The following is a 20,906-nucleotide window of genomic DNA, read 5'->3' on the forward strand; positions in this document are numbered from 1 at the left end:
TAATGTAATTATCCATTTTTTTCATTAATTAAAGATAATATTTCTGTGATACATCACTATCTTTTTATGTATGCCAGTCAAAAATTTCAATTTTATATTTATCTCACTGGTTATTATTAGGAAACAAAAACAATAAATATGATTGTATTTTTTCAAAAATCACAACAAGATAGAAATATATAGATATTATCGAACAATGAAATTATGAGTGTAATTTAAATAAAGGATAAAAAATAATGCTTATCTATACCCGTCATCTTTCAAGTTGCCTCTTTGTTGGCTGCACTCCCTTGCCGTCGCGATCCATCTTGAAATCCATTAGGTATATGTATTAGCTCAGACCAGCCTGATTGCGGCACCACTAATGATCAGGTTTTTTTTCTTTACCGTTGATATATATCTTGCCAGTGGCGCCGTCATCGCCAAATTCTCCCACACGACCAGTTTTACCACTGAACCCATATTTTTCACTTTTTTTAGGAAAGTGTGGCATAGGGTTATCTCCAGGATAACCACCTATTCCGCCCAATCCCCCTCTCCCGCCTTCCCCGCCAAAACCACAATATGACTCAACCTCAAGTATTGGATCACCATCAGAGTAATTAACATATATGTTGCCACTGTCGCCACCTTTACCCCCATTCCCTCCATTTCCGCCATCTCCTCCATTTGCCCCATTTCCCGAATCCGCACTAAGACACTTCCTGATTTCTCCATTTTTCAAAGGTCCCGAACTCCCTCCATTTCCCCCTTGCCCCCCGGCGCCGCCAAGCCCCCCGGTACCGCCATTTCCACCTCTGCCACCTAACGTTACCGCCCTTATTATTCCAGTAACATATTGAACATCAATAGTTAGGTCATTTGCTCCTCCCCCTGGAGCGCCATCACCCCCAGGCGCTCCGGCAGAACCCGGCGCACCATCCATACCCGGCGTAGCGTCAATTAAGCAGCCATATTTATCCGATATACCATCACCACCATCGCTGCCGGTAGCTCCACGAGATCCCATTGCACCATCAACCCCATTGGCGCCATGAGTGCCTTTATTAATAATGCCTTGATGTATAGAACTTCCATTCCCTACAAGAGTGTTAGCTTCGATCCGACCATTAGTGCGGTAAATAATTTGACCTCCCGGTTCAATGATTATCTCGTCATATACCAAAACAACCGGTTCGCCATAGTCATCTTTATCCTCAACAATCAATGGATTATCAGCGGTGATAGTGATTTTTTCCCCACTGTATAATGCAACCGTCATCGGGAAACGCTTCGCATTAAGCATTTCTTCATAATCTTTGACTAAAGCAGAATCACCATAAATATAGGCCCTAAAAGCTTTGCACAAATCAATATGATACCCCATGACATCTGCCAGTCGTTCAGCAGAAAACGGCTCAGGTAACGGATGATGAGGCTCCATTTTGCCGGGGCCATATTCACTGTCAGGCACACCGCCGAGTTCCTTCATCTCTTGTATTGTCTGTACCGTGAGAAATGCAGGTGGCACAGTAGCTGTCTTTGGATCGTTAGAGAATATTACCTTGCCGTCAAAATCCGAGGTCTTAAGTTGCTTTGGCTGCCGTTCTATACCAACCAAATGATGATACTGATGTAATTTCGCCAAAGTTTCAGCAACAGTTTTTCTTTTGTCCACGGGAATTCTCCTGAGTTTATACGCTGTTTAAGATAACTTCACATATCCGTTGTTCATTTGACCAGGTTTTAAAGTATCTACTGTTATTACTACCGGTTGTGGTACTGAATGGCTAAATAGCCAGAATTTTGCCTTTGACTAGTTACCAGATTAGCCATAGCAAAAATATCGATTTTTTCTGGCAAAGGATATGGTCACTTCAACAATAGGTATGCCAGAAAAATAATCACTATGAGAATGAATTAGGTAAGTATTTATTCACTTTACAGAAAGCAATTAGATACGATATTACAATTACGCAATTTAAAATATTAATGTAAATCCCCATCTTTTCCATTAATTATAGAAAATATTTCTGTGATACATCACCCCCTTTTAATAGATATTAATTAAAAATTTCAATTTTATACTTATCTCATGAGGTATTATTAGAAAATACAAATAAAACAATAAGTACGATTCTATTTTTCAAAAATCACCATAAGATATAAATCCATAGACATTAATTATCATGATATAGTGCAGCTATCGGCAATAGCTGCACATCTTGTTGTAGTTCAATACGGGCAAATCGGCAATTTAATATGGTGACGGTTCCCCGGTTCTGTCGGACAAAGCTTCCAATTTCATAAACCATCAGACCCGCTGCCGATTCACATCGATATTTCTTACTTCGATTAATCATTTGCAAAAAAATTATTATATTTACTCATCAACGCCAAACCGTCAGCTCAATTACCGTCGTTCAAACCAGCCTGATTATTGCGCCCCTAAGGATTAACCCTGTACATTACCGTTAACATATATCTTGCCAGCTACACCTACCCCTCCTGATTTTCCATCAATACCATCTTGACCAGATATTCCTGGCTGACTACTATCGCCAGCTCCACCTTTCCCGCCTTCTCCACCTTTCCCGCCTTTCCCTCCATTACCGCCATTACCTCCATATGACCGAGCATTAATTACCGGCTGACCTTCAGGAAAATAAATATATACGTTACCACTATCTCCACCTTTCCCTCCATTGCCCGCATGCCCTCCATCTCCACCATTACCCCCGTTCCCACCATTCCCTGCGCTACATTTGCCTACTTCATTACCTCCATTGCCTCCTGTCCCTCCATTGCCGCCATTTCCACCATTACCGCCATTCCCTCCATTGCCGCCTATCGACAACACATTTACTGGCCCAGTAATAAGTTGAACATCAATAACTATGTCATTTGCATTTCCACCACTTCCTCCCCCCATCCCTAATCCTCCGGAAGAGCCGTCAATTGCATCAGTACCGGCGGTGGATTCAACAGCGCAGCCGTATGCCTTATCTATGCCAGCAACACCATCTCTGCCATTAAGTCCATTACATCCTGATTCACCATCAAAACCATCAATTCCATTACTGCCTTTACTGATAAAATCAGGCTTCTGAGCACTTCCATGACCTACAATAGCATTAGCTTTAACCGTACCATTAGTGCAGTAAATAATTTCACCTCCTGGCTCAATGGTTATCTGGTCGTATACCAAGACAACAGGTTCGCCATAGCAATCTTTATCTGCAATAATCAATGGATTATCTGCGGATATTGTGAGTTCTTCGCCACCGAAGAACGCAATTTTCATCGGAAAACGCTTAGCATTAAGCATTTCCTCATAATCTCTGACCAAAGCAGAATCACCATAGATATAGGCACGAAAGGCTTTGCATAAATCAATATGATTACCAGAGGCGTCTGCCAGTCGTTCAGCAGAAAACGGTTCAGGCAACGGATGATGGGGTTCCATTTTTCCAGAGCCATAATGACTGTCAGGCACCCCACCGAGTGCTTTCAGCTCTTGTATCGTTTGCACCGTAAAAAATGCAGGCGGCACAGTAGCCGTTTCCAGATCGTTAGAAAATACCACCGGCCCATCAAAGTCGGAGGTCTTAAGTTGCTTTGGCTGTCGTTCTATACCAAACAAATGGTGACGTTGACGTAATACTGCTAAAGCCTCAGAAAACGTTCTTATTTTATCCATGAGAATTCCTCTGAATTTAAGTTTATACATTTAGGATAACTTCATATATCCGTTGTCTATTTAGCCAAGTTCTAAAGTCTCTACTGCCATCACTACCGGTAATGTCACTATACCCGTCATCTTTCAAGTTGCCTCTTTGTTGGCTGCACTCGCTCACCCCAGTCACATAGTTACCTATGCTCCCGGGGATTCACTCCCTTGCCGTCGCGATACATCTTGAAATCCATAGGGTATAAACTGCTAATAGTAAAATCTTGCTTTTGGCTAATGACCAGATTAGCCGTAGCGAAAACATCAGTTTTTTCTGGCAAAAGATATAAGCACTTCGATAGCGGGTATGCCAGAAAAATAATTACGATGAGAATTAATTAGGTAAATATTTATTCACTTTACAGAAAGTGATTGGATACAATATTTAAATTACACAATCTAAAATATTAATGTAATTCCCCACTTTTTTCATTAATTAAAGAGAGTATTTATGTGATATATCGCTACCTTCTAATGTGTGTTAATTGAAAATTTCAATTTTATATTTATCTCACGAGGTATTATTATAAAAAAAGAATAAAAACAACAAATAGATTGCATTTAAAAATTACAATAAAATAAAAACCTATAGATATTATTGAATATTGAAACTATGAATGTAATTTAAATTAAAGATGGAAAGTAATTCCTTTTTAACAATAAGAATATTTTTTACAAACAAACTTCAACTTTTAAACAAACTCATTTTACAAATAAATATTTAAATGCAAAAAAACCAATGAAATGTCCCTGATAAAACAAGGAACAAATAGAAATAATTGAATCAACAATAGATCGGAGAAATAATTATTATAAATTTCAATTTATTACCACTCATTAATTACTCTATTTATCATATTCCTTTAGAATTTTAGAAATATAAATAATACTGTGAGATGAAATGTTATTTTCAGTATATTTAATAACTGCGGATAACCACTCAAAACATAGCCGCTCAAAACAATAGTGCAGCCATTTCTAATGGCTGCACGTCAAACTATCAGTACTCAAGCACTTGTTCTTTCTGCGGCGCTTTCAGCAAACGCCAGGCGAGCAATACCACCCCCGCAGTCAATGCCGCTGTCAACCAGCTCATCATATGAATAGCGCTGGTGAATGATTCCGCCGCCGCTGTCATCAGTTTCTGTCCCTCTGATTCAGCTAATGAGTTTGCTACAACGTAAGCTCCTGCCAGAGTCTCTAAAGCCAATCCAGCTTGTTCCTGAGAGACCTCATTCGGCAATTGTAATGTTATACGATAGAAGGCCGTGACCAATCCCCCCAGAATCGTCGTACCAAGTACAACACCCACTTCATAAGCCGTTTCGCTTATTGATGATGCCGCCCCCGCTTTAGAGGAGGGTACTGACGAAAGCACCAAATCGTTAGATACCGAAGCAATTGCTCCCACACTAATATCTAATAACGCAAAAGCAACAATCAGAGTGACTAAATCACTGCCGATACTCGCGACCAGAAGAAATGAAATACCTGCAATACTCAGCAAAATTGGCACCAGATAATGAGCCGGCACCCGTTGAGCAATGGGCACTATCGCCATCCCCATAACAATCGCCATTATTTGTCCGGGAACCAGCGCCAGGCTAGCCATAATCGGCTCCATACCGAGTACAATTTGCAAGACCTGGGTGGCAAAAAAGACAAAACCAACCAGCAATGCCAAGCTCAGTAAGTTAACAATAATCGAACCGGTAAACATACCGTTACGGAATAGGGAAAGATCCATCAACGGCACAGGCAGACGCTGTTGTCGGCGAACAAATAGCACGCCGGCAATAAGGCCAACCGACAGTTCGAATATGACACTCATTTCAAACCCATCACTGGCAAGGTGTTTAATCGCGTAAACAATACCACCCATAGCAACGATCGATAACAGAACGCTATACACATCGATAATACCATCCTGTTTTTTATCGGACTCTGGCAATAACATCGGTCCGAAAATCAGCAACGGTACTAATACCGGTACTGCCAAGAGGAAAATTGCACTCCAATCGAAAAATTGTAATAGAACACCACCCACTACGGGACCTAAGGCTGAACCAATAGTTAATGTTGTCGCCCAAATAGCGACAGCCAATCGACGCTGTTCACGATCCTCAAAAAGCACGCTTATTAAAGCCAAAGTAGAAGGCATCAGCATCGCACCAAAAAATCCAAGTACGGCTCGCCCGATAATCAATTGTTCAGGTGAAGTTGACAGTGCTGTGAACACCGAAATAACCGTGAATCCCAACGATCCAAATAGCAGTAATGAACGATGGCCGACACGATCGCCAATACTCCCCATTGATACCAATAAACCAGCCAATACCAATGAATAAGCATCAATTATCCATAATTGCTGACTTGCACTAGGCCCCAGAGCTTCCGCAATTTTTGGTAAAGCAAAGCTTAAGATCGTATTGTCCACAGTCACCAATAATACTGGCAACATCAATATCAGTAATCCCAGCCAATTTCTGAGTCCTGCCCGCCCGTTAGCCTCAGCAACTCTATTTAACGACATCCCCTCAACTCCTTTCCTATATCATTCAAGCGTTGAAAAAATATGCTGGCAATCAGCAGCACTGATATCGAGCTGTTCCCCCAGTTGTTGCGCAATATCTCCGAGGTTATTGCCAAATTCAGTTTGATCGCCAGCCTGTACTATCGAATTTAACTGTTGTATGGCATGCAGCAACGCCTGACGCGGTTCGGCAGCCATCGGGTTTTCATGTTGAACGTCCCAGTACACTTCTATTGGATTACGTAAGATCCTTGATAATAACGCCAACATTGTACGCATCGGCGGTGGCGCAATTGTTGCCAAGGTACGGATATCTAACGGACTTTTCGCCAGCACCAGGCCAAAAATCAGGATCGCGGCATGAGGCAAAGCCTGACAAAGCGCCATAACGCGATCATGTTCCTCCGGCGTCATCCTACTGATACGCATATCAGCCTGCGCCAATACCCGCTCAATCCAATGTTCACTAACATGACAGTTATCGAGAATGACTGCAACTGGCCTTTTTTGCTCCGGCAAAGATGGCGAGAACATCGGGTTAACACCAATAAAAGGCTGCCCGGGGGCGGCAGCTCTTAACGCAGAATAGAAAGGGGCCTGAACTGAACAGGTTGACACGATCTGTACATCATCACCAACAGCAGACAACACCCAAGGCAACGCTTGTATAGCGACGGCTTCCGGTAAGGCAAAGACTACCGCCTTCGCCCCACTAAAAACCTCTCCCGCATCAGCCGCCGGGTTTAAGATATCAATCTGATAGTCATGAGAATAATAGTCATGAGAACGCATTCCCTGCGTTCGTTTGTCGACACTGTAGGCTATGTGACCACAACCAGTAAAAAGGCGACTCAATAAAGAACCAATAGCCCCTCGCCCACCAAGAATGACCACTTTATGGTTACTCACACGCTTCCTCCGCCATATGACTAAAACTGAAATAGGGAACACTCGCTTTGACCAATGTTTCTTCAAATTCGCCATAAGGATCGGAATGAGCGACAATTGCGCCTCCAATGCCAAATTCAGCACATTCTTGATGTAATACAGCCGTACGTATCACAATGCTCAATTCCACTTCACCACTGAAAGATAGCCATCCAAGCGCGCCGGAATAAACACCGCGTGCCGATGACTCTAAAGCATCAATAATCTCCATTGTACGTTTCTTCGGCGCTCCGGTCATTGATCCTCCTGGAAAACATGCCCGGATAGCCTCCATTGATGACGTTTCTTCGCATAACTCACCGCGAATGGTCGAAACCAATTGATGTACAGAAGAGAAGCTCTCAACTTTAAATAATTCAGGTACATGCACACTGCCTGGACGGCATACCTGATTAAGATCATGGCGCACCAAGTCCACTATCATCAGATTTTCTGCCCTATCCTTAGTGGATTGACTCAATTCCATCTGCAAACGCTGATCATCTGCTGCCGTTTTTCCTCGTGGCCGGGTCCCCTTAATCGGTCTGGATTCAATATTTCTGGTCTCATCAATACGTAAAAACGTTTCTGGCGACGCACTGAGTACAGAAAAATCCCCACATGCCAGATAAGCGCCATAAGGTACAGGGCTGGCATAACGCATACGCCGATAAGCGTCCAATGGATGCCCGGAATAAGCCATCTTTGCCCTATTCGTCAGGCAGATTTCATAAGATTCACCATCTGTGATGTATTGAAGTGATTTATGGATTCCATCTATATACTTCTGAGCGCCATATTCCAGACAAATTTTATTCTGATCAACCGCGCCAGGAATAAAGTCAGGTATCACTTCACCGGTATTTTCTGCATTGGTAATTAAAAGTTCCGGCGGCCAATTTTGTGGCTGTCCTATTGGCGAGATAAGACACTCATAAAGCTTATTCTGTTGGTGATCAAATACAAAAAAATGCGGAGTAAATATTAAGCTGGCATCAGGATGTTCTGAACGGTATTTGTTGCTGCCAATTGTCAGCGCTTTTAATTCATATCCTAAATAACCGACAAAGCCGCCTTTAAATACAAATGGCATCGATTTTGGCAGCGAAATTTCCACAAAACCAAGCAATTCAGACATCAGTGAGAAAAAGTCTCCCTGAACACTCCTCTCGCCATCGGGACCGGTCAAACGCAAACTCTCAGTCTGTACACTGTATTCAAGCCTGACAGCGCCCTGCTCATTACCGCTTCCCATCATTGAGAAGCGGGCATTAGGTCTGTCGGAATTTTCACTATCAAGCCAGAAAGCGTGTGTATCATTGCCGTAACGTTGAATAAACAAGGAGTTAGGATCGACTATCTCCTTACATTCACGATAATTCAGGTTGAGATATTGTCTTCCACCTACCGCAAGATAAGCCTCATTGACATCAGTACATATATTCTGAGCGGCAACCTCCTGTTTGTTATTCTCTTTATACATCTCCGCTATACGCACGAAATTACTGAGTAGCTCATGCCCATATTCAGAATCAATCGATTCAGGGTGAAATTGAACACTCCAGATCGGCCTTTCGGTGTGCTCAATCGCCATGATTAAGCCATCATCAGTCCAGGCCGTACATTTTAGATTGTCAGGAAGCCGGGTACATACCAACGAGTGATATCTGACCACTTCAAACTGTTCAGGCAAACCGAGGAATAATCCTTCTCCGGTGTTCCTGATGCGGCTGCGATAGCCATGTACCGGATTGGGGGCATGTTCCACACAGCCGCCAAATGCCAGGCTAATTCCCTGATGACCGAGACAAATACCCAACAGTGGAACTTTGGCACGTGCAATAACCTCAGCACAGACACCAAAATCACTGCTTTCAGCCGGATGTCCTGGCCCTGGAGAAAGGACTACCGCATCATATTCGTCTATTGTTAACTCTTCATAAGTCAAAGAATTGGTGACTACTGACGGCACACTGCCCGTCACTTCATACAGATATTGAGCAATGTTTTGCGTAAAGGAATCATAATTATCAATGAGCAGTATTTTCATTATTCTTTACTTTCTCGTGTAACAACTGATCAATCAGATCTTCTTCTCGACGGCAAGTTTCTTCAATAACCAGTTGAAATATTGCTTCAGTATATTCAGGCCGTAACCCAAAATCTGTTGATTTATCCCGCAACATATCCAATAACGAGGTAATACGTTGTGGCTGCATCATCGGAATATCCTGTTCCGCCTTTACCTCGGCGATTTTCATGCAGACTTTCATTCGTTCAGAAAGCAGCGCCAGAATCTGCATATTAATATCATCCAGAGATTCCCTGTAAGGTTGTAATATACCCTGCTTATTTATTATTGATTGAGTCATATGTTTAATCTTCGCACTGATTCATTTCAATTATCTTCTTTATTGATAAGCTGGCGTCGTTTATACCTGTGGAACTACAGCCTGTGGCTCCACCCAATTCAGCCCTTTTTCCCTTATTTCAAATAAGGTATTTACTAAGTGCTTGATTTCGCCGGCCTTATGTTCACTAGAGAAGGCAAAACGCAGCATCGCATTGCCATCCGGGACCAGTGGATAAAATACCGGGAACAATAAGATGCCGTTGTCACGCAGCAAACGAGCCGCTTCAAGCCCTTCCGCTTCATTTTCGAATAAAGCGCCACGAACGGGAGATTGAACACCGGCATTCATCAACTGATTACCCATCAAAGAATCAAACAGATTGATGTTTTTCCATAACTGTTCCTGCCGGATTTCTATCTCAAGGCTAAGATGAAGTTTTGCTGAGGCAACGTTAGCTGCCAACATCGGTACCATGATCGAATGACCAAAAACCAGAGGATTTGCTAAGGTACTGATCACTTCGACATCATCGGCACTTGCAACCACCACAAAACCCCCGGCGCCGCCAAATGCTTTGGATAACGAACCTGCAAGTATGAAGTTGGACGGCAAAACATGGTCAAGGGCAGCAAAGGCATAACCGGCGCCATGACGCCCCATAATGGAAATACCATGAGCATCATCTACATAAACATAGCCTCCAGCCGCGGCCAATTGTCGAGTTAATTCCGCAACCGGAATTAAACCATTCATTGAACCAATACCATCAATCAGCAGGATAGGCGTCCGCTGATTCTCCTGACAATTCTGCAAAACTTGCTGTACTGACTGTACATCTGCGCTATCAACCCGAGATACCGGTCCGAACTGTTCGAGAATACCGCGTAATACCTGCATAGATGCGTGAGCAGTTTTATCCATCAACCAATGTACAGGCTGGGAAAGAGGATAACTGGGTAAAGAACCACTCCCCAATAACGGTAATACACCAAGGTGAACATTGCTGGTGGAAGTAAACACAGCAACAGACCCCCCCTGATAAATCTCTTCCAACAGTTTCTCTAATTGCCCCAAATATTGTGGGCGCATCGCGCCACGGGACGATGACAAATGTATCCCTGTGCGAGACATTGCCTGATTTGCAGCTTCAATTAAGGCCGGATGATGTTCTAATCCCAAATAAGAGCAGGAAACAAATTCAGTAAAAACTTTTCCTTCCTCTGTAGTAACTTGCTTACCTTGACGCTCTACCACAGTGAAGCTGGTCAAACCTTCATCGATAGCCTGTGCTAAAGCGCCGGTTGTCCGTGACCGGCGAATTGTCATCCAATCCTGCTTGTGTTTTACATTCATTATTTAGATTCCAACTGGTTAAGTTCAAAGGAGCTTACAACCAACAGTGATTACCGAACTGCCCGTTGTGTCAGAAACATCTTCATCAATAATGGTTCGTACCAGAGAAAAACCAGCATCTGCAAATAATGCTCTGACGCTCTCTTCCTGGCTTTCACCATGTTCAATCACTAACCAACCCTCTGATTGCAGGAACTGTTTAGCTTGTTTGATAATCAACCGCGTTAAGTCAAGCCCATCATCCCCCGAATACACCGACGCATAAGGATGATGCTCCTCCCATTCCGGCAATATTTCCTGCTGTTCCGGCACATAAGGTGGATTCGCCACAATCAACGCCACCGATTCGTTAAATTGAGAAAATGCTTGCCAATCCCGTAAATCTGCTTTTAATGCATCGGCTTTAATCGCCCAATTCGCCAACCGATGGATATTGCGCGTCAGGTATTGAAAAGCCACATCATCATATTCGACACAAGTGACCTTTAAATCCGGGCGACGTTTAGCAATGGCTAAACCGATGGCGCCACTACCGGAACATAAGTCCAGAACCACTGCCCCGTGAGGCGCTTGATATTCACTCTCCAACCATTTATGAATAACCTGGCTATGAGGACGTGGAATAAATACCCCCGTCCCCACCGTCAGAGGCAATCCATCAAAATCCGTAGTACCGACAATATGCCCGAGTGGTATCCGGTTACAGCGTTCATGAACCGCAAGCATAAATTCATCACGGGCGCGATCCTTACAATGTCTTTCCAGATAACGGTCAATCAGGCATGTGAGATCAGTTTCCACATCCCAAACCCCTGCCTCTGACAGTAATTTCCTGGCGTTATCAATGACGACTTGATCTTTCAGCGAAAAACTCATGACCATGCCTCATAATAACTACGTAACCGTTCACGCATGGATTCATAAATATGAGCGAAGGCGACCAGCTCCGGCGGTGGAGTGAACTGCGGATGAAGAGACTCAATTAAATTCTGATAATTGCGCATCATCCCTTCATTCAGTAGTGGCAGCCAATAAGGTTTGATATTCCAACGATATTCATAGCCGGTAGCAAACATTTGTTGGGTAGTTTCTTTCGCCATCACTTCACGGGAGAAACCCACCAGCGGCGGACGAACGGGCTTGAAATCATCAAGATTAATCAGTCTATTTTCTACTCCGGTCAAAGCGTTGGCGATGTAATCCGCCAATAATGGCGACTGATGTAAGCCATCGCGATAAGTACCGGTAGCCAGCCAAAGACCATTCACGCCACATTCACCAATCAACGGGAATCCATCAGCCGGGATTGGCCGGTTGCCAACCTGGATTGAAAGGATTTCAGCATCATGTAAGTTAATATCCAACTGATCTAACGCACAATCCAACAAGAACTGCACATCAGAAATCGATGCCTGACTGCGTGGTTTTTCGGCCAGAATATTGGTTGCGCCAAGGTACAGCACACCATCACCGCGTGGTACACAATGCAGCCCACAGGCAAATGCCCGGTTCGGGGTACGGATGACTGACGTTGGTAATTCTCTGCCTTTTGGCATCTTGACCAGAATAGATACCCCATAACCAGCAAAGATTGGCGGAATCTGGCGAACAATAGAAGGTATATTTGATAACAGATCCAACGAGTGCGCACCGGCAGCTACAACGACTTTATCTGCCATTAAACGCTCACCACTTAGCAATTCAACGCCGGTGGCTAAACCCTCTTCGATTAGCACACATTTAATATTCTCTGCTTTAAGGACCCCACCCTCAGCCACAAATGCCGCATCCAGCTTTTCCAGCAATAAATGCGAGTTCAGCGCATGTTCATCAGGGATATACAGAGCACGCAACGGACGCACTAAATCGTTGGGTTTTAACCACTCAATTTCACGTGGATCAACAGTTTCATAAGCAGCCGCATAATCGATCAGAGTTTGCTCGATAGCCTCATAATTGATAGTGTCAATCTCTTCCATCCCGGCAGTGTTGAGTATCACATGAGTGCCTTGAGCGGTGAACAACGATCGGGTATCACCGGAAGCGTCAGCTAACCGTTGCGCCCAAGCCGGCCAAAGCTCTTTGGCGATACAATCCATATTCAATTTCAACTTACCGTGTTCACTGGCTAATAAACCACTGGTAATTTCACCAAAACAGCCATTCATTGCACCGGCGGCTTTGGAGGCGGCATTAGTTCGATCGGTCTCTCCAACCCTACAAACCGAGAAATTTCTGCTTGCCAGCTCATAAGCGATTGAACCTGCAATTGCCCCTGAACCAACGACAATAAAGTCGTATTTCACTTATTTACTCCTATATGGCCTGTAGCCAATTTATTTTAAATATTTTATCAACAACGACGGAAAAATAATTGTCATCCTCTTATAGTGAGGATATTTTTACTGCTTTACATCAATTGTAAAAAAATAACCCTGCATTCATCAGTAATTAAAATGACGAATCACGCTCAGATTTACACTAAATTTAAAAACAAATATGTAATAACGAACCATTACATTAGAAATAGTTTCAATTTATTATCAATCAAATACAATCACCCATATTAATTAATTTGTGAAAATAAAAATTTCCAATAAAAAACAATAAATTGAATAGCATCACAAAACTCCATTCATATTTAAAAGAAATAATAACAAGAGATATTATTGTATTTTAAATAACACCTGCAAATCAGGGATGAACAATAATCATCAAATACAAAACTGTCAAACAAATTTAGTCTTATATTATAAACAAAAAAATCATATAAATACTTTCAGTATAAAATAAAAACAATTTATATTTAAATTGTTACGGGGAACAATATTCTAAATGTCTTTTTTTCTTCAATAAAAAAACAAAAATTCTCAAGAAAGGTGTTTTTTTAAATTTATATTTTCCATCAACTTTCACCAATATAGATAGATAAAACACTCAAGTTATTATATCTTTATTAACTATAATATTAGTGATTATTTACGATTAACGTGCACGCAGTGAACATGCACATTTCAGATTATTGACTTTTAACGTCTCGACTATCACTGCTGAGTTTTCCTCAATAATGTTATATTCACCTATGCAAATAATATTAACTACACCTTATTCCAAGGTGATAAAACAGGTGTTAAGACCCCCTCCTTTTATCGGTAATGAGTAAACTAAGGGTTAAGAAAATCAGTGCGTTATTAATGCTCACTTTTAAAAGGTACAACATGATTTTAAAAAGCTTATTTATTGTCATATTTAATATATCTATCGGTGAGAATAAAGAGGAATTAAAGCTTTTATATAAAAGGCGGATTTAACTCAATAAGTAGAGTTTTTTAGTGTAACAGTTAATCGAAATCCATTAATCATTAACAAAGAGTGAAAAAGAAATCAGCAAGTAAAATAATATTATCTATACAGCCTGATATTCAAGAGCTTTATTTCCATCATTTTACGCAGCAAGTCGCTAAAATAATGTAATAAAAAATGGGTAAAACAGGTTAATTTGGCAGAATTTAAATCCTGAAAAAAGCGTGATTATTCGAAAGAGTATCTTTACATCATCAGGCTATTTTCTGGCTGATTTATAAAGATAAAAAGCGAGTGAGATTAATATTTTTTAAATATAAAACACAATAAACCATGATGATTAAACTTAATAAAAAACAGGCAGAAAAGGGTTTTACAGGTTAAAACTATGGTTAAAACTATGGTTAAAACTATGGTTAAAACTATGGTTAAAACTTTATACCGATTAACCCAAGGGTTAAAAACAATGATTTTTAATAATAGTTTAAAGCCTGTCCATTATAAAACCATCAGTGAAAAATGAAAACAAAAATTGATTTTATTAATGCTTATGCTTCCTGAGAAAAACGGACAAATAAAAACATGAATAAGTTAATCAGATAATTTATTTTTTAAAATGAATTGATTTTAATACGCTTTTAACCAAGGAGTAAAATTTTTCATAAACCAATTAAATCATTAATCATGAAAAACAAAACCATCAAATAAACGATTTAACAACATACGAATTAAGTTACTTGCAGCGTTACTATTTTACATTTATTATACAAAACCGTGATAGTTTAAATCGGCTTTACACTGTTTTAGCCCATTTAATAACATCTCTTTTTTACTGTTTAATTTAAATCATTCCTATTTTTATACCGTCAGTGTGATTTAACGCTAAAATCAATTTAATATCATTGTTTTTCCGAGCTGCTTTCACTCGCTGTTAACCGGTTAAATACCTGTCTAACCGTTATCACATTTCTGATTTATTAATCCTAAAAATTTTTAACCTTTGTTGATAGAATAAAGCGTTATTAAGTATTAAAGAAAAGCTGATTAACCGACAACACGTTATTGAAAGTTTTAGACGATTTAAGAATATTCCTTATTTTGAATAATGGATTAACATAGGTATCAGGTTTAGCATTTCTTAACAGCGGTTTTGCGGTATGATTCAATCCTTCTGCCAGATTGTTGACACTTTCTTTAATACCTGAATTGCCATCGGGTCGCTAAAGGTTTTATCCAGCGTGATCGCGGCTAATTCAGCGGCCAAAGTACCCAAGGTTAAATGGCCTGAGTCCGGTAGAATTCCGAACTCAGGCATTATTAGCCGCTTAGCGTAAGCTGCCCAACTTTTGGGTGGTACACCATAAAACTAGGAGCTTTTTTTGACGTAGCCAGAATGGCGGGTCATCTGGACCTAAAGCATCGTATTGCTCAAGAGGGCGATCTCTATCTGTCATAAAATCAGGCATGTCTGTTATCACTATTCTGACTGGCTTATAAATACCCCAGTCTTCATGAAATACTTGAGCTGATTTTATACAACGCTCTATTCCTTCAAAATATTTAAAAAATCTGCATTTCTGCTCCTTTGATAATTTCTGCTGGAGTTGTGTTACTAACGAAGATGCTGTTTCTAATTCATAAAGATGAAGATACTTCTGGTAAAACTGAAACAAGATTTTTCGATCGTTAATATCGTGTATCTGTTCATTTAAGACAGAAAAAAATTGGGTCATTTCTGAAACAGAACCAAGTTCCACAATAGAACTACCACCATAAAAACCGATATGTTTCATGTGAGTTACCCTTTAAATTCGATCACCGCTGGGTCTATAATTCCATTTAATTTTTGAACAATGCCTTTAATAATTTCCCTCTCCTGTTCTAGTGACACGGTTTGCCCTCGAACATCAATAACTATCCGTTGTTCCATCCCCGCAGGTAGATTCTTCTGCCGTTCAATCGCCTGTCTGGCAACATTATTAATCAAGCCATTTTGTTCGTTGCAATATTATAGTTTTTCACTGCAACACTACAAATATTGCCCTGACACCAGTCTGGACGAACACTGCCTTTAGTACCATAGGGAACTTCCTTGCCTCTTTAATTGGATGAACTACACCTTAATCAATTAGCATCTAACTTTTGGGGTGCAATTCAACATGTCAGGGTTCTTTCTATTAAATTAAGCCAAGAAATTCTGGTAATCCTTTTACATAATCATATACTTCACCAGTATAATTATCTGATAAATCTTGGAAAAGTCTAATTACCTCTTGTTTCTCATCATCATTAAGTAACTGAAGTTCCGCTGCCATTTGTTCCATTATTTCTATTGCTGAATCCGGATTAAGCAGTTCTTCACTTGTAAACTCCAAAAATATGGCAAGATCAATAATGACCTTTACAAGCCTAATATTGCTATTCTTTAACAACTTTCACCTCTATGTTTTTGATTCCAAATTCATCAAACATTTTTTGTGCTCTATTCGCCTGAGTTTGATCAGGTACTTCCCAACGTCCTGTCATACCATTGCGCTTTAACGCATCTGATTGTCGTAATGCCTGATCTTTCGCTTTTCGGGTTGTCACAACAGATATTTTTCTGTCTATCATGACATTATCATCTACACCATCAAACCTAACAGGCTTGTTTTTTCCATCAGTGTCTCTTCTATCAATACTGGGAGCCTGTCCCTTTTTAGTTTCAATATTTGAACGAGCACCTGATGCAGAATCATTATAGCCTTTTGCCCGTTGACTCATGCTTGCATTTTCATCAACCCACTTAACTTTTATTTCATCACTGGCCTTATTGAGCAGTTTGGAAGCTTCCCCAATATCACCTTTCTGTAAGGCTTTCTCTGCTGCCTTGATAGCCTTCCCGGCGGCATCACCCGCGCCTGGAATAATAGCGATTGCAGTAGCAAGATAATCTAATGCGCTTTTAGCCTCTACAAAACCTTTAAAATTGAATGGCCTGAGTCCGGTACACAATACCAGCCCCAAATCATGCTAACCATCGGATAAAACTATCCAGAAATTAGGGTATAGCTTAAAAAAATCGGTATCTTTTAATCACAATCCTAACAGGCTATTCAGTCCCTTAACTGAATCATTAATATAACTTTCATATTGACTTAGTGGTTCATTTCTATCTAAAGCTACAGCATAAACTTGCTCCAAACCCAGCCAATGCTCATAAAACTGCTCCTTCCATCCATTATTCACATCTTGTAAGCAATCCAATAAATCTCTTAAGCGATCAATTAGTACATTTAAAGGAATTTTATTTTCAACATATGCTCCTAGAGTTTCTTTCATCAAATTAAGTTGTCTAAAGTCGTACTCAGTAAGAGTAATATTGTTTAATTTATTCATTGTCTTATAATCCCAAAGTCTACTGTAACTACCCGGCCATATTTTTCATCGACCTCAACTCACTATTACAGGGTTCTAACTGGAACAGCTCGGCTTTTATGCTGGCAAACCAGTTATCATAAAAATAGAAGAATATAGCCCCGATTGGATGAATTGCACCTTAATCAGTTAGGGTCTAACTTTTGGGGTGCAGTTAACTAACAATCGGGGATTAGTAATCATTACTGATATACTACTTCATAGCCACTGTTCAATTCAGTTTGTAGCTTTTCTCGCAGATATTGACCTTTCTCCTTAAAGACTATTTCTGCTTCTGGGGTTGAAAATCCAGAATTTAAGGGATCATCCAAATTTAATGTTTCATCATATTGTTTAGACCAATTATTTAATTCTTCTTTGAGAGAATCACTAATTGGTAAAACATCAGGATCAATATTCCCAACCTCATCATCTGAATCAAGCCATAATGGATAACAATCGTAATCAGCCATTAATTTTATTCTTTTCATCTATTTACTCCCTGCAACTATGTCCAATCTAACGAACCGTCATCCGAAACCCAAACTATCCCTCCAGGACATTCTTCAAATGTGAACCATAGACCATAATATAACTCCTCTTCGGTCTTAGGAAAAACAACCCGAAAATGCGTCAATTGCTCGTCGGTGGTACCTTCCAAAAACACACCGTTTTTAGCAAGTTTGATTTTGTTTTCTTTTAACAACCGCTCAATAAACTCCAAAAAATAGTTCTTTCTCCCTTCAAAAGAAAGGTTAATTTTGTTTAAGTTATTTGCACACATAGCCCCCCAAATAGTACTCGGGGAGCTCCCTTCTAACTCATCTCGAAATACTTTATATTCATCATCATGAAATAACATATTAATGCCTTATTGAAACTTTATTTCCACAGGTTTCTTAACCTTATCTTGCAATTTTCCTATTTGCTCATCACCAATAATTTCAATCGTCCAGCGTGCTTTAGTTCTATCTGCACTGGTTGAAACTTTACGCAAGTTTACGGTACTACCGTTTGCTAACTTGGCATAATAACGACCAGGTTTATTAGGTATTTCTGTGAAAGGTACTCCACCCGTTAAACTTTCTGCAATCAGGGCGGAGGCAATAACATTCCAGTCAAAGTGAACAGACCCCAGTCGTTGACTGAGGTGAATATTCATTAATTACCATTTATCCATACTTGTTGGAGCCAATCAGTGATATCCAGCCACATTTCATCACTATAACCGTCATGGGACCAGTATCTAACTTGACCGTCAGAAAGAAGACAGTAGTAGTTTCCATTATCTTCACAAATAGGTAACCAGTCTTTAGGGACTCCTAACTCTCTTGCATCTTCAAGAGATTGAGATAACTCACCATAATTTTGTTTATCTTTAGTTACGGATAATAATCCTATGGAACCATAGAAAACATTCCCTATTTCCTTTAAAACTTTTTTATAGTCATTAGGAAAAGTAAAACCAATATCACGTTCATATTGTGCCAACAATTCATCGTCTGGTAGATCTATATTGTTTCTTTCTCCACCAGATAGAAGCTTTAACTCATTGATAATTTTATCTAAATCGTTATTCATTTTTACACCTATTTATAACTTTTAGCTCTATCTTTCCAATAGTTAGAACGCCATTTGTTAAATTCTGCTCTATTTATGCCTGAAGGAATACTATTGTCATTAATATGTATAACCCCATGATTTTCTTTATGGAAAGATTGTGTAATTTCTGCAATTGCACCATCTTGTTTCTGTAACATGTGGTGAAGATTCACTGGCTTACCATCTGTACCGATTGGTGCGCGACCAGATGACATTAGCTCTATGTTTGTTTTTCCTGATTTTAGGTCAATATATTTCGGTTCGAATATATCATTTCTCTGATAAACCTTATTTCCTTGAAATTCAATTGGCTCAGCTGACCAATATTTTCTTTCCTGACCAAAATATCTTGCTGTATTAACTTCATCACTGGCCTTATTGAGCAGTTTGGAAGCTTCCCCAATATCACCTTTCTGTAAGGCTTTCTCTACCGCCTTGATAGTTTTCCCGGCGGCATCTCCCGCACCCGGAATAATCGCTACTGCGGCGGCCAGATAATCTAATGCACTCTTAGCCTCTACAAAACCTTTAAAATTGAATGGCCTGAGTCCGGTAGAATTCCAAGACTCAGATATCATTAGCTGTTTAGTGTAACCTGTCCAATTTTTTGGTCAGTTCAGCATATCGAGAACTTCTTTAACGTAACCAGAATGGTGGATCATCTGGATCTAAGGCATCGTATTGCTCAAGAGGGCGATTTTTATCATCAATAAACCATGGTAAATCGGAGATCACTATTTTTACTGGTTGATATATTTTAAATGTGTCTAAAAATGATTTTGCAGACTCCTTAGCATCAATAAAACGACGGAAATAATCCATAAATACAAGATTTAATGTTGGCTGCTTAAAATCCAGATTGGTTAACTCAGTATCTCCTCCCATCTTTTGCCAATCTACTGTATTACTCTGAATTTTACTAAATAAATATTCAACAATAGACATAAGCTCCTCTGCTGGTTTGAGCTCATCTTGTTTCAGATAACGACGATAAAGACGATCCGTTAATAAACTAAAATCATATTCAGATTGAACATATTCGGCATAAGTCGTTATACACTGAAAAAAAACAACCACATCTGAAGCAGGACCATGTTCATAAACAGTATGGCCACCATGAAACCCTATGTTTTTCATTTTGTTTTAAACCCTATATCTGTCGGACTGATTGCACCATTCGATTTTTGAACTATTCCCTGAATGATAGTATCCTTTTGCCTTTGTGTAACATGTTGCCCTCGAATATCAATAACAACTTCTTGTCTCATCCCCGCAGGTAGATTCTTCTGCCGTTCAATCGCCTGTTTGGCAACATTATTAATCAAGCCATTTTTGTTCGTTGCAATATTATAGTTTTTCACTTCAACACTACAAATATTGCCCTGACACCAGTCTGGACGAACACTGCCTTTAGTTCCATAGGGGACTTCCTTACCCTCTTTAAATGTAACCTGACCATTCCATCCCCCAAATCTTTCCCGACATCAATTTCTGATTTTCTATGGCTAGGGCGTGAGACTGATGTAATTTCATCACTGGCCTTATTGAGCAGTTTGGAAGCTTCCCCAATATCACCTTTCTGTAAGGCTTTCTCTACCGCCTTGATAGTTTTTCCAGCGGCATCACCCGCACCGGGAATAATAGCGATTGCAGTAGCAAGATAATCTAATGCGCTTTTAGCCTCTACAAAACCTTTAAAATTGAATGTCCTGAGTCCGGTAGAATTCCG

The 20,906-nt window shown here is 40.2% G+C and carries 23 protein-coding genes; all 23 read right to left on the minus strand.

What is annotated here, in order from left to right; all coding sequences use genetic code 11:
* Nucleotides 1–361: 361 nt before the first annotated feature.
* A complete protein-coding gene (locus B0X70_RS25350; protein WP_036810678.1) occupies nucleotides 362–1,657 on the minus strand; it encodes a hypothetical protein in 1,296 nt (431 codons plus the stop codon).
* A gap of 502 nt (nucleotides 1,658–2,159) precedes the next feature.
* Nucleotides 2,160–2,294, minus strand: coding sequence for a hypothetical protein (locus tag B0X70_RS25620; RefSeq protein ID WP_256448140.1), 135 nt, complete (start codon nucleotides 2,292–2,294; stop codon nucleotides 2,160–2,162).
* Between the two features lie 140 nt (nucleotides 2,295–2,434).
* Nucleotides 2,435–3,679, minus strand: coding sequence for a hypothetical protein (locus tag B0X70_RS17830; protein ID WP_217470006.1), 1,245 nt, complete (start codon nucleotides 3,677–3,679; stop codon nucleotides 2,435–2,437).
* Between the two features lie 1,030 nt (nucleotides 3,680–4,709).
* Nucleotides 4,710–6,242, minus strand: coding sequence for an MFS transporter (locus tag B0X70_RS17835; RefSeq protein WP_217470007.1), 1,533 nt, complete (start codon nucleotides 6,240–6,242; stop codon nucleotides 4,710–4,712).
* 21 nt (nucleotides 6,243–6,263) lie between these two features.
* On the minus strand, nucleotides 6,264–7,151 hold the full coding sequence (locus B0X70_RS17840; RefSeq protein WP_217470009.1) for a prephenate dehydrogenase dimerization domain-containing protein: 888 nt from the start codon (nucleotides 7,149–7,151) through the stop codon (nucleotides 6,264–6,266).
* Nucleotides 7,144–9,219 (minus strand): aminodeoxychorismate synthase component I, encoded by a 2,076-nt coding sequence (gene pabB / locus B0X70_RS17845; protein ID WP_217470010.1) that lies wholly within the window; start codon nucleotides 9,217–9,219, stop codon nucleotides 7,144–7,146. Before pabB ends, B0X70_RS17840 begins: the two co-directional genes overlap by 8 nt.
* Nucleotides 9,200–9,541 (minus strand): chorismate mutase, encoded by a 342-nt coding sequence (locus B0X70_RS17850; RefSeq protein WP_036810691.1) that lies wholly within the window; start codon nucleotides 9,539–9,541, stop codon nucleotides 9,200–9,202. The genes pabB and B0X70_RS17850 overlap by 20 nt, the downstream gene beginning before the upstream one ends.
* A 60-nt stretch (nucleotides 9,542–9,601) precedes the next feature.
* Nucleotides 9,602–10,876: an 8-amino-7-oxononanoate synthase family protein gene (locus B0X70_RS17855; RefSeq protein ID WP_217470011.1), complete on the minus strand. Its 1,275-nt coding sequence runs from the start codon at nucleotides 10,874–10,876 to the stop codon at nucleotides 9,602–9,604.
* A gap of 24 nt (nucleotides 10,877–10,900) precedes the next feature.
* On the minus strand, nucleotides 10,901–11,752 hold the full coding sequence (locus B0X70_RS17860) for a HemK/PrmC family methyltransferase (protein WP_217470012.1): 852 nt from the start codon (nucleotides 11,750–11,752) through the stop codon (nucleotides 10,901–10,903).
* Nucleotides 11,749–13,182, minus strand: coding sequence for an NAD(P)/FAD-dependent oxidoreductase (locus B0X70_RS17865; protein ID WP_217470013.1), 1,434 nt, complete (start codon nucleotides 13,180–13,182; stop codon nucleotides 11,749–11,751). Before B0X70_RS17865 ends, B0X70_RS17860 begins: the two co-directional genes overlap by 4 nt.
* Before the next feature lie 2,159 nt (nucleotides 13,183–15,341).
* The gene (locus B0X70_RS17870; protein WP_217470014.1) at nucleotides 15,342–15,494 is read right to left on the minus strand and encodes a hypothetical protein; all 153 of its coding nucleotides are present in this window, start codon (nucleotides 15,492–15,494) and stop codon (nucleotides 15,342–15,344) included.
* A 10-nt stretch (nucleotides 15,495–15,504) separates the two neighbouring features.
* On the minus strand, nucleotides 15,505–15,972 hold the full coding sequence (locus tag B0X70_RS17875) for a hypothetical protein (RefSeq protein ID WP_217470015.1): 468 nt from the start codon (nucleotides 15,970–15,972) through the stop codon (nucleotides 15,505–15,507).
* Between the two features lie 5 nt (nucleotides 15,973–15,977).
* Complete coding sequence (locus tag B0X70_RS25355; protein ID WP_246593335.1) at nucleotides 15,978–16,166, minus strand: hypothetical protein; 189 nt, start codon at nucleotides 16,164–16,166, stop codon at nucleotides 15,978–15,980.
* Between the two features lie 190 nt (nucleotides 16,167–16,356).
* Entirely contained in the window at nucleotides 16,357–16,611 is a 255-nt protein-coding gene (locus tag B0X70_RS17885; protein ID WP_036782105.1) for a hypothetical protein, read from the minus strand.
* A complete protein-coding gene (locus B0X70_RS25360) occupies nucleotides 16,598–17,185 on the minus strand; it encodes a hypothetical protein (protein WP_246593336.1) in 588 nt (195 codons plus the stop codon). The genes B0X70_RS17885 and B0X70_RS25360 overlap by 14 nt, the downstream gene beginning before the upstream one ends.
* A 69-nt stretch (nucleotides 17,186–17,254) precedes the next feature.
* A complete protein-coding gene (locus tag B0X70_RS17895) occupies nucleotides 17,255–17,557 on the minus strand; it encodes a hypothetical protein (RefSeq protein WP_217470017.1) in 303 nt (100 codons plus the stop codon).
* 221 nt (nucleotides 17,558–17,778) lie between these two features.
* On the minus strand, nucleotides 17,779–18,066 hold the full coding sequence (locus tag B0X70_RS17900; RefSeq protein WP_105397039.1) for an immunity protein CdiI family protein: 288 nt from the start codon (nucleotides 18,064–18,066) through the stop codon (nucleotides 17,779–17,781).
* 17 nt (nucleotides 18,067–18,083) lie between these two features.
* Nucleotides 18,084–18,437: a DUF596 domain-containing protein gene (locus B0X70_RS17905; RefSeq protein WP_036810729.1), complete on the minus strand. Its 354-nt coding sequence runs from the start codon at nucleotides 18,435–18,437 to the stop codon at nucleotides 18,084–18,086.
* A 9-nt stretch (nucleotides 18,438–18,446) separates the two neighbouring features.
* Nucleotides 18,447–18,737, minus strand: a complete 291-nt coding sequence (locus tag B0X70_RS17910) for a hemagglutinin (RefSeq protein WP_105399597.1) — start codon at nucleotides 18,735–18,737, stop codon at nucleotides 18,447–18,449.
* Complete coding sequence (locus B0X70_RS17915) at nucleotides 18,737–19,156, minus strand: SMI1/KNR4 family protein (RefSeq protein WP_036810732.1); 420 nt, start codon at nucleotides 19,154–19,156, stop codon at nucleotides 18,737–18,739. The genes B0X70_RS17910 and B0X70_RS17915 overlap by 1 nt, the downstream gene beginning before the upstream one ends.
* A gap of 8 nt (nucleotides 19,157–19,164) precedes the next feature.
* Complete coding sequence (locus tag B0X70_RS17920; protein WP_217470019.1) at nucleotides 19,165–19,755, minus strand: HNH/ENDO VII family nuclease; 591 nt, start codon at nucleotides 19,753–19,755, stop codon at nucleotides 19,165–19,167.
* A gap of 58 nt (nucleotides 19,756–19,813) precedes the next feature.
* Entirely contained in the window at nucleotides 19,814–20,314 is a 501-nt protein-coding gene (locus tag B0X70_RS17925; RefSeq protein ID WP_036810725.1) for a hypothetical protein, read from the minus strand.
* Nucleotides 20,311–20,538: a hypothetical protein gene (locus B0X70_RS25365; RefSeq protein ID WP_235319431.1), complete on the minus strand. Its 228-nt coding sequence runs from the start codon at nucleotides 20,536–20,538 to the stop codon at nucleotides 20,311–20,313. Before B0X70_RS25365 ends, B0X70_RS17925 begins: the two co-directional genes overlap by 4 nt.
* Nucleotides 20,539–20,906 lie beyond the last annotated feature (368 nt).

It is taken from the genome of Photorhabdus akhurstii, assembly GCF_019090985.1.
Classification (GTDB): domain Bacteria; phylum Pseudomonadota; class Gammaproteobacteria; order Enterobacterales; family Enterobacteriaceae; genus Photorhabdus; species Photorhabdus akhurstii.

Coding starts and splice junctions, on each gene's coding strand:
- B0X70_RS17895 (WP_217470017.1), bottom strand. CDS start 17,557: ATGAATAAATTAAACAATATTACTCTTACTGAGTACGACTTTAGACAA.
- B0X70_RS17905 (WP_036810729.1), bottom strand. CDS start 18,437: ATGTTATTTCATGATGATGAATATAAAGTATTTCGAGATGAGTTAGAA.
- B0X70_RS25620 (WP_256448140.1), bottom strand. CDS start 2,294: ATGGTTTATGAAATTGGAAGCTTTGTCCGACAGAACCGGGGAACCGTC.
- B0X70_RS17850 (WP_036810691.1), bottom strand. CDS start 9,541: ATGACTCAATCAATAATAAATAAGCAGGGTATATTACAACCTTACAGG.
- B0X70_RS17875 (WP_217470015.1), bottom strand. CDS start 15,972: ATGAAACATATCGGTTTTTATGGTGGTAGTTCTATTGTGGAACTTGGT.
- B0X70_RS17830 (WP_217470006.1), bottom strand. CDS start 3,679: ATGGATAAAATAAGAACGTTTTCTGAGGCTTTAGCAGTATTACGTCAA.
- B0X70_RS17910 (WP_105399597.1), bottom strand. CDS start 18,737: ATGAATATTCACCTCAGTCAACGACTGGGGTCTGTTCACTTTGACTGG.
- B0X70_RS17870 (WP_217470014.1), bottom strand. CDS start 15,494: ATGCCTGAGTTCGGAATTCTACCGGACTCAGGCCATTTAACCTTGGGT.
- B0X70_RS17925 (WP_036810725.1), bottom strand. CDS start 20,314: ATGAAAAACATAGGGTTTCATGGTGGCCATACTGTTTATGAACATGGT.
- B0X70_RS17920 (WP_217470019.1), bottom strand. CDS start 19,755: ATGATATCTGAGTCTTGGAATTCTACCGGACTCAGGCCATTCAATTTT.
- B0X70_RS17855 (WP_217470011.1), bottom strand. CDS start 10,876: ATGAATGTAAAACACAAGCAGGATTGGATGACAATTCGCCGGTCACGG.
- B0X70_RS17915 (WP_036810732.1), bottom strand. CDS start 19,156: ATGAATAACGATTTAGATAAAATTATCAATGAGTTAAAGCTTCTATCT.
- pabB (WP_217470010.1), bottom strand. CDS start 9,219: ATGAAAATACTGCTCATTGATAATTATGATTCCTTTACGCAAAACATT.
- B0X70_RS17860 (WP_217470012.1), bottom strand. CDS start 11,752: ATGAGTTTTTCGCTGAAAGATCAAGTCGTCATTGATAACGCCAGGAAA.
- B0X70_RS17835 (WP_217470007.1), bottom strand. CDS start 6,242: ATGTCGTTAAATAGAGTTGCTGAGGCTAACGGGCGGGCAGGACTCAGA.
- B0X70_RS17900 (WP_105397039.1), bottom strand. CDS start 18,066: ATGAAAAGAATAAAATTAATGGCTGATTACGATTGTTATCCATTATGG.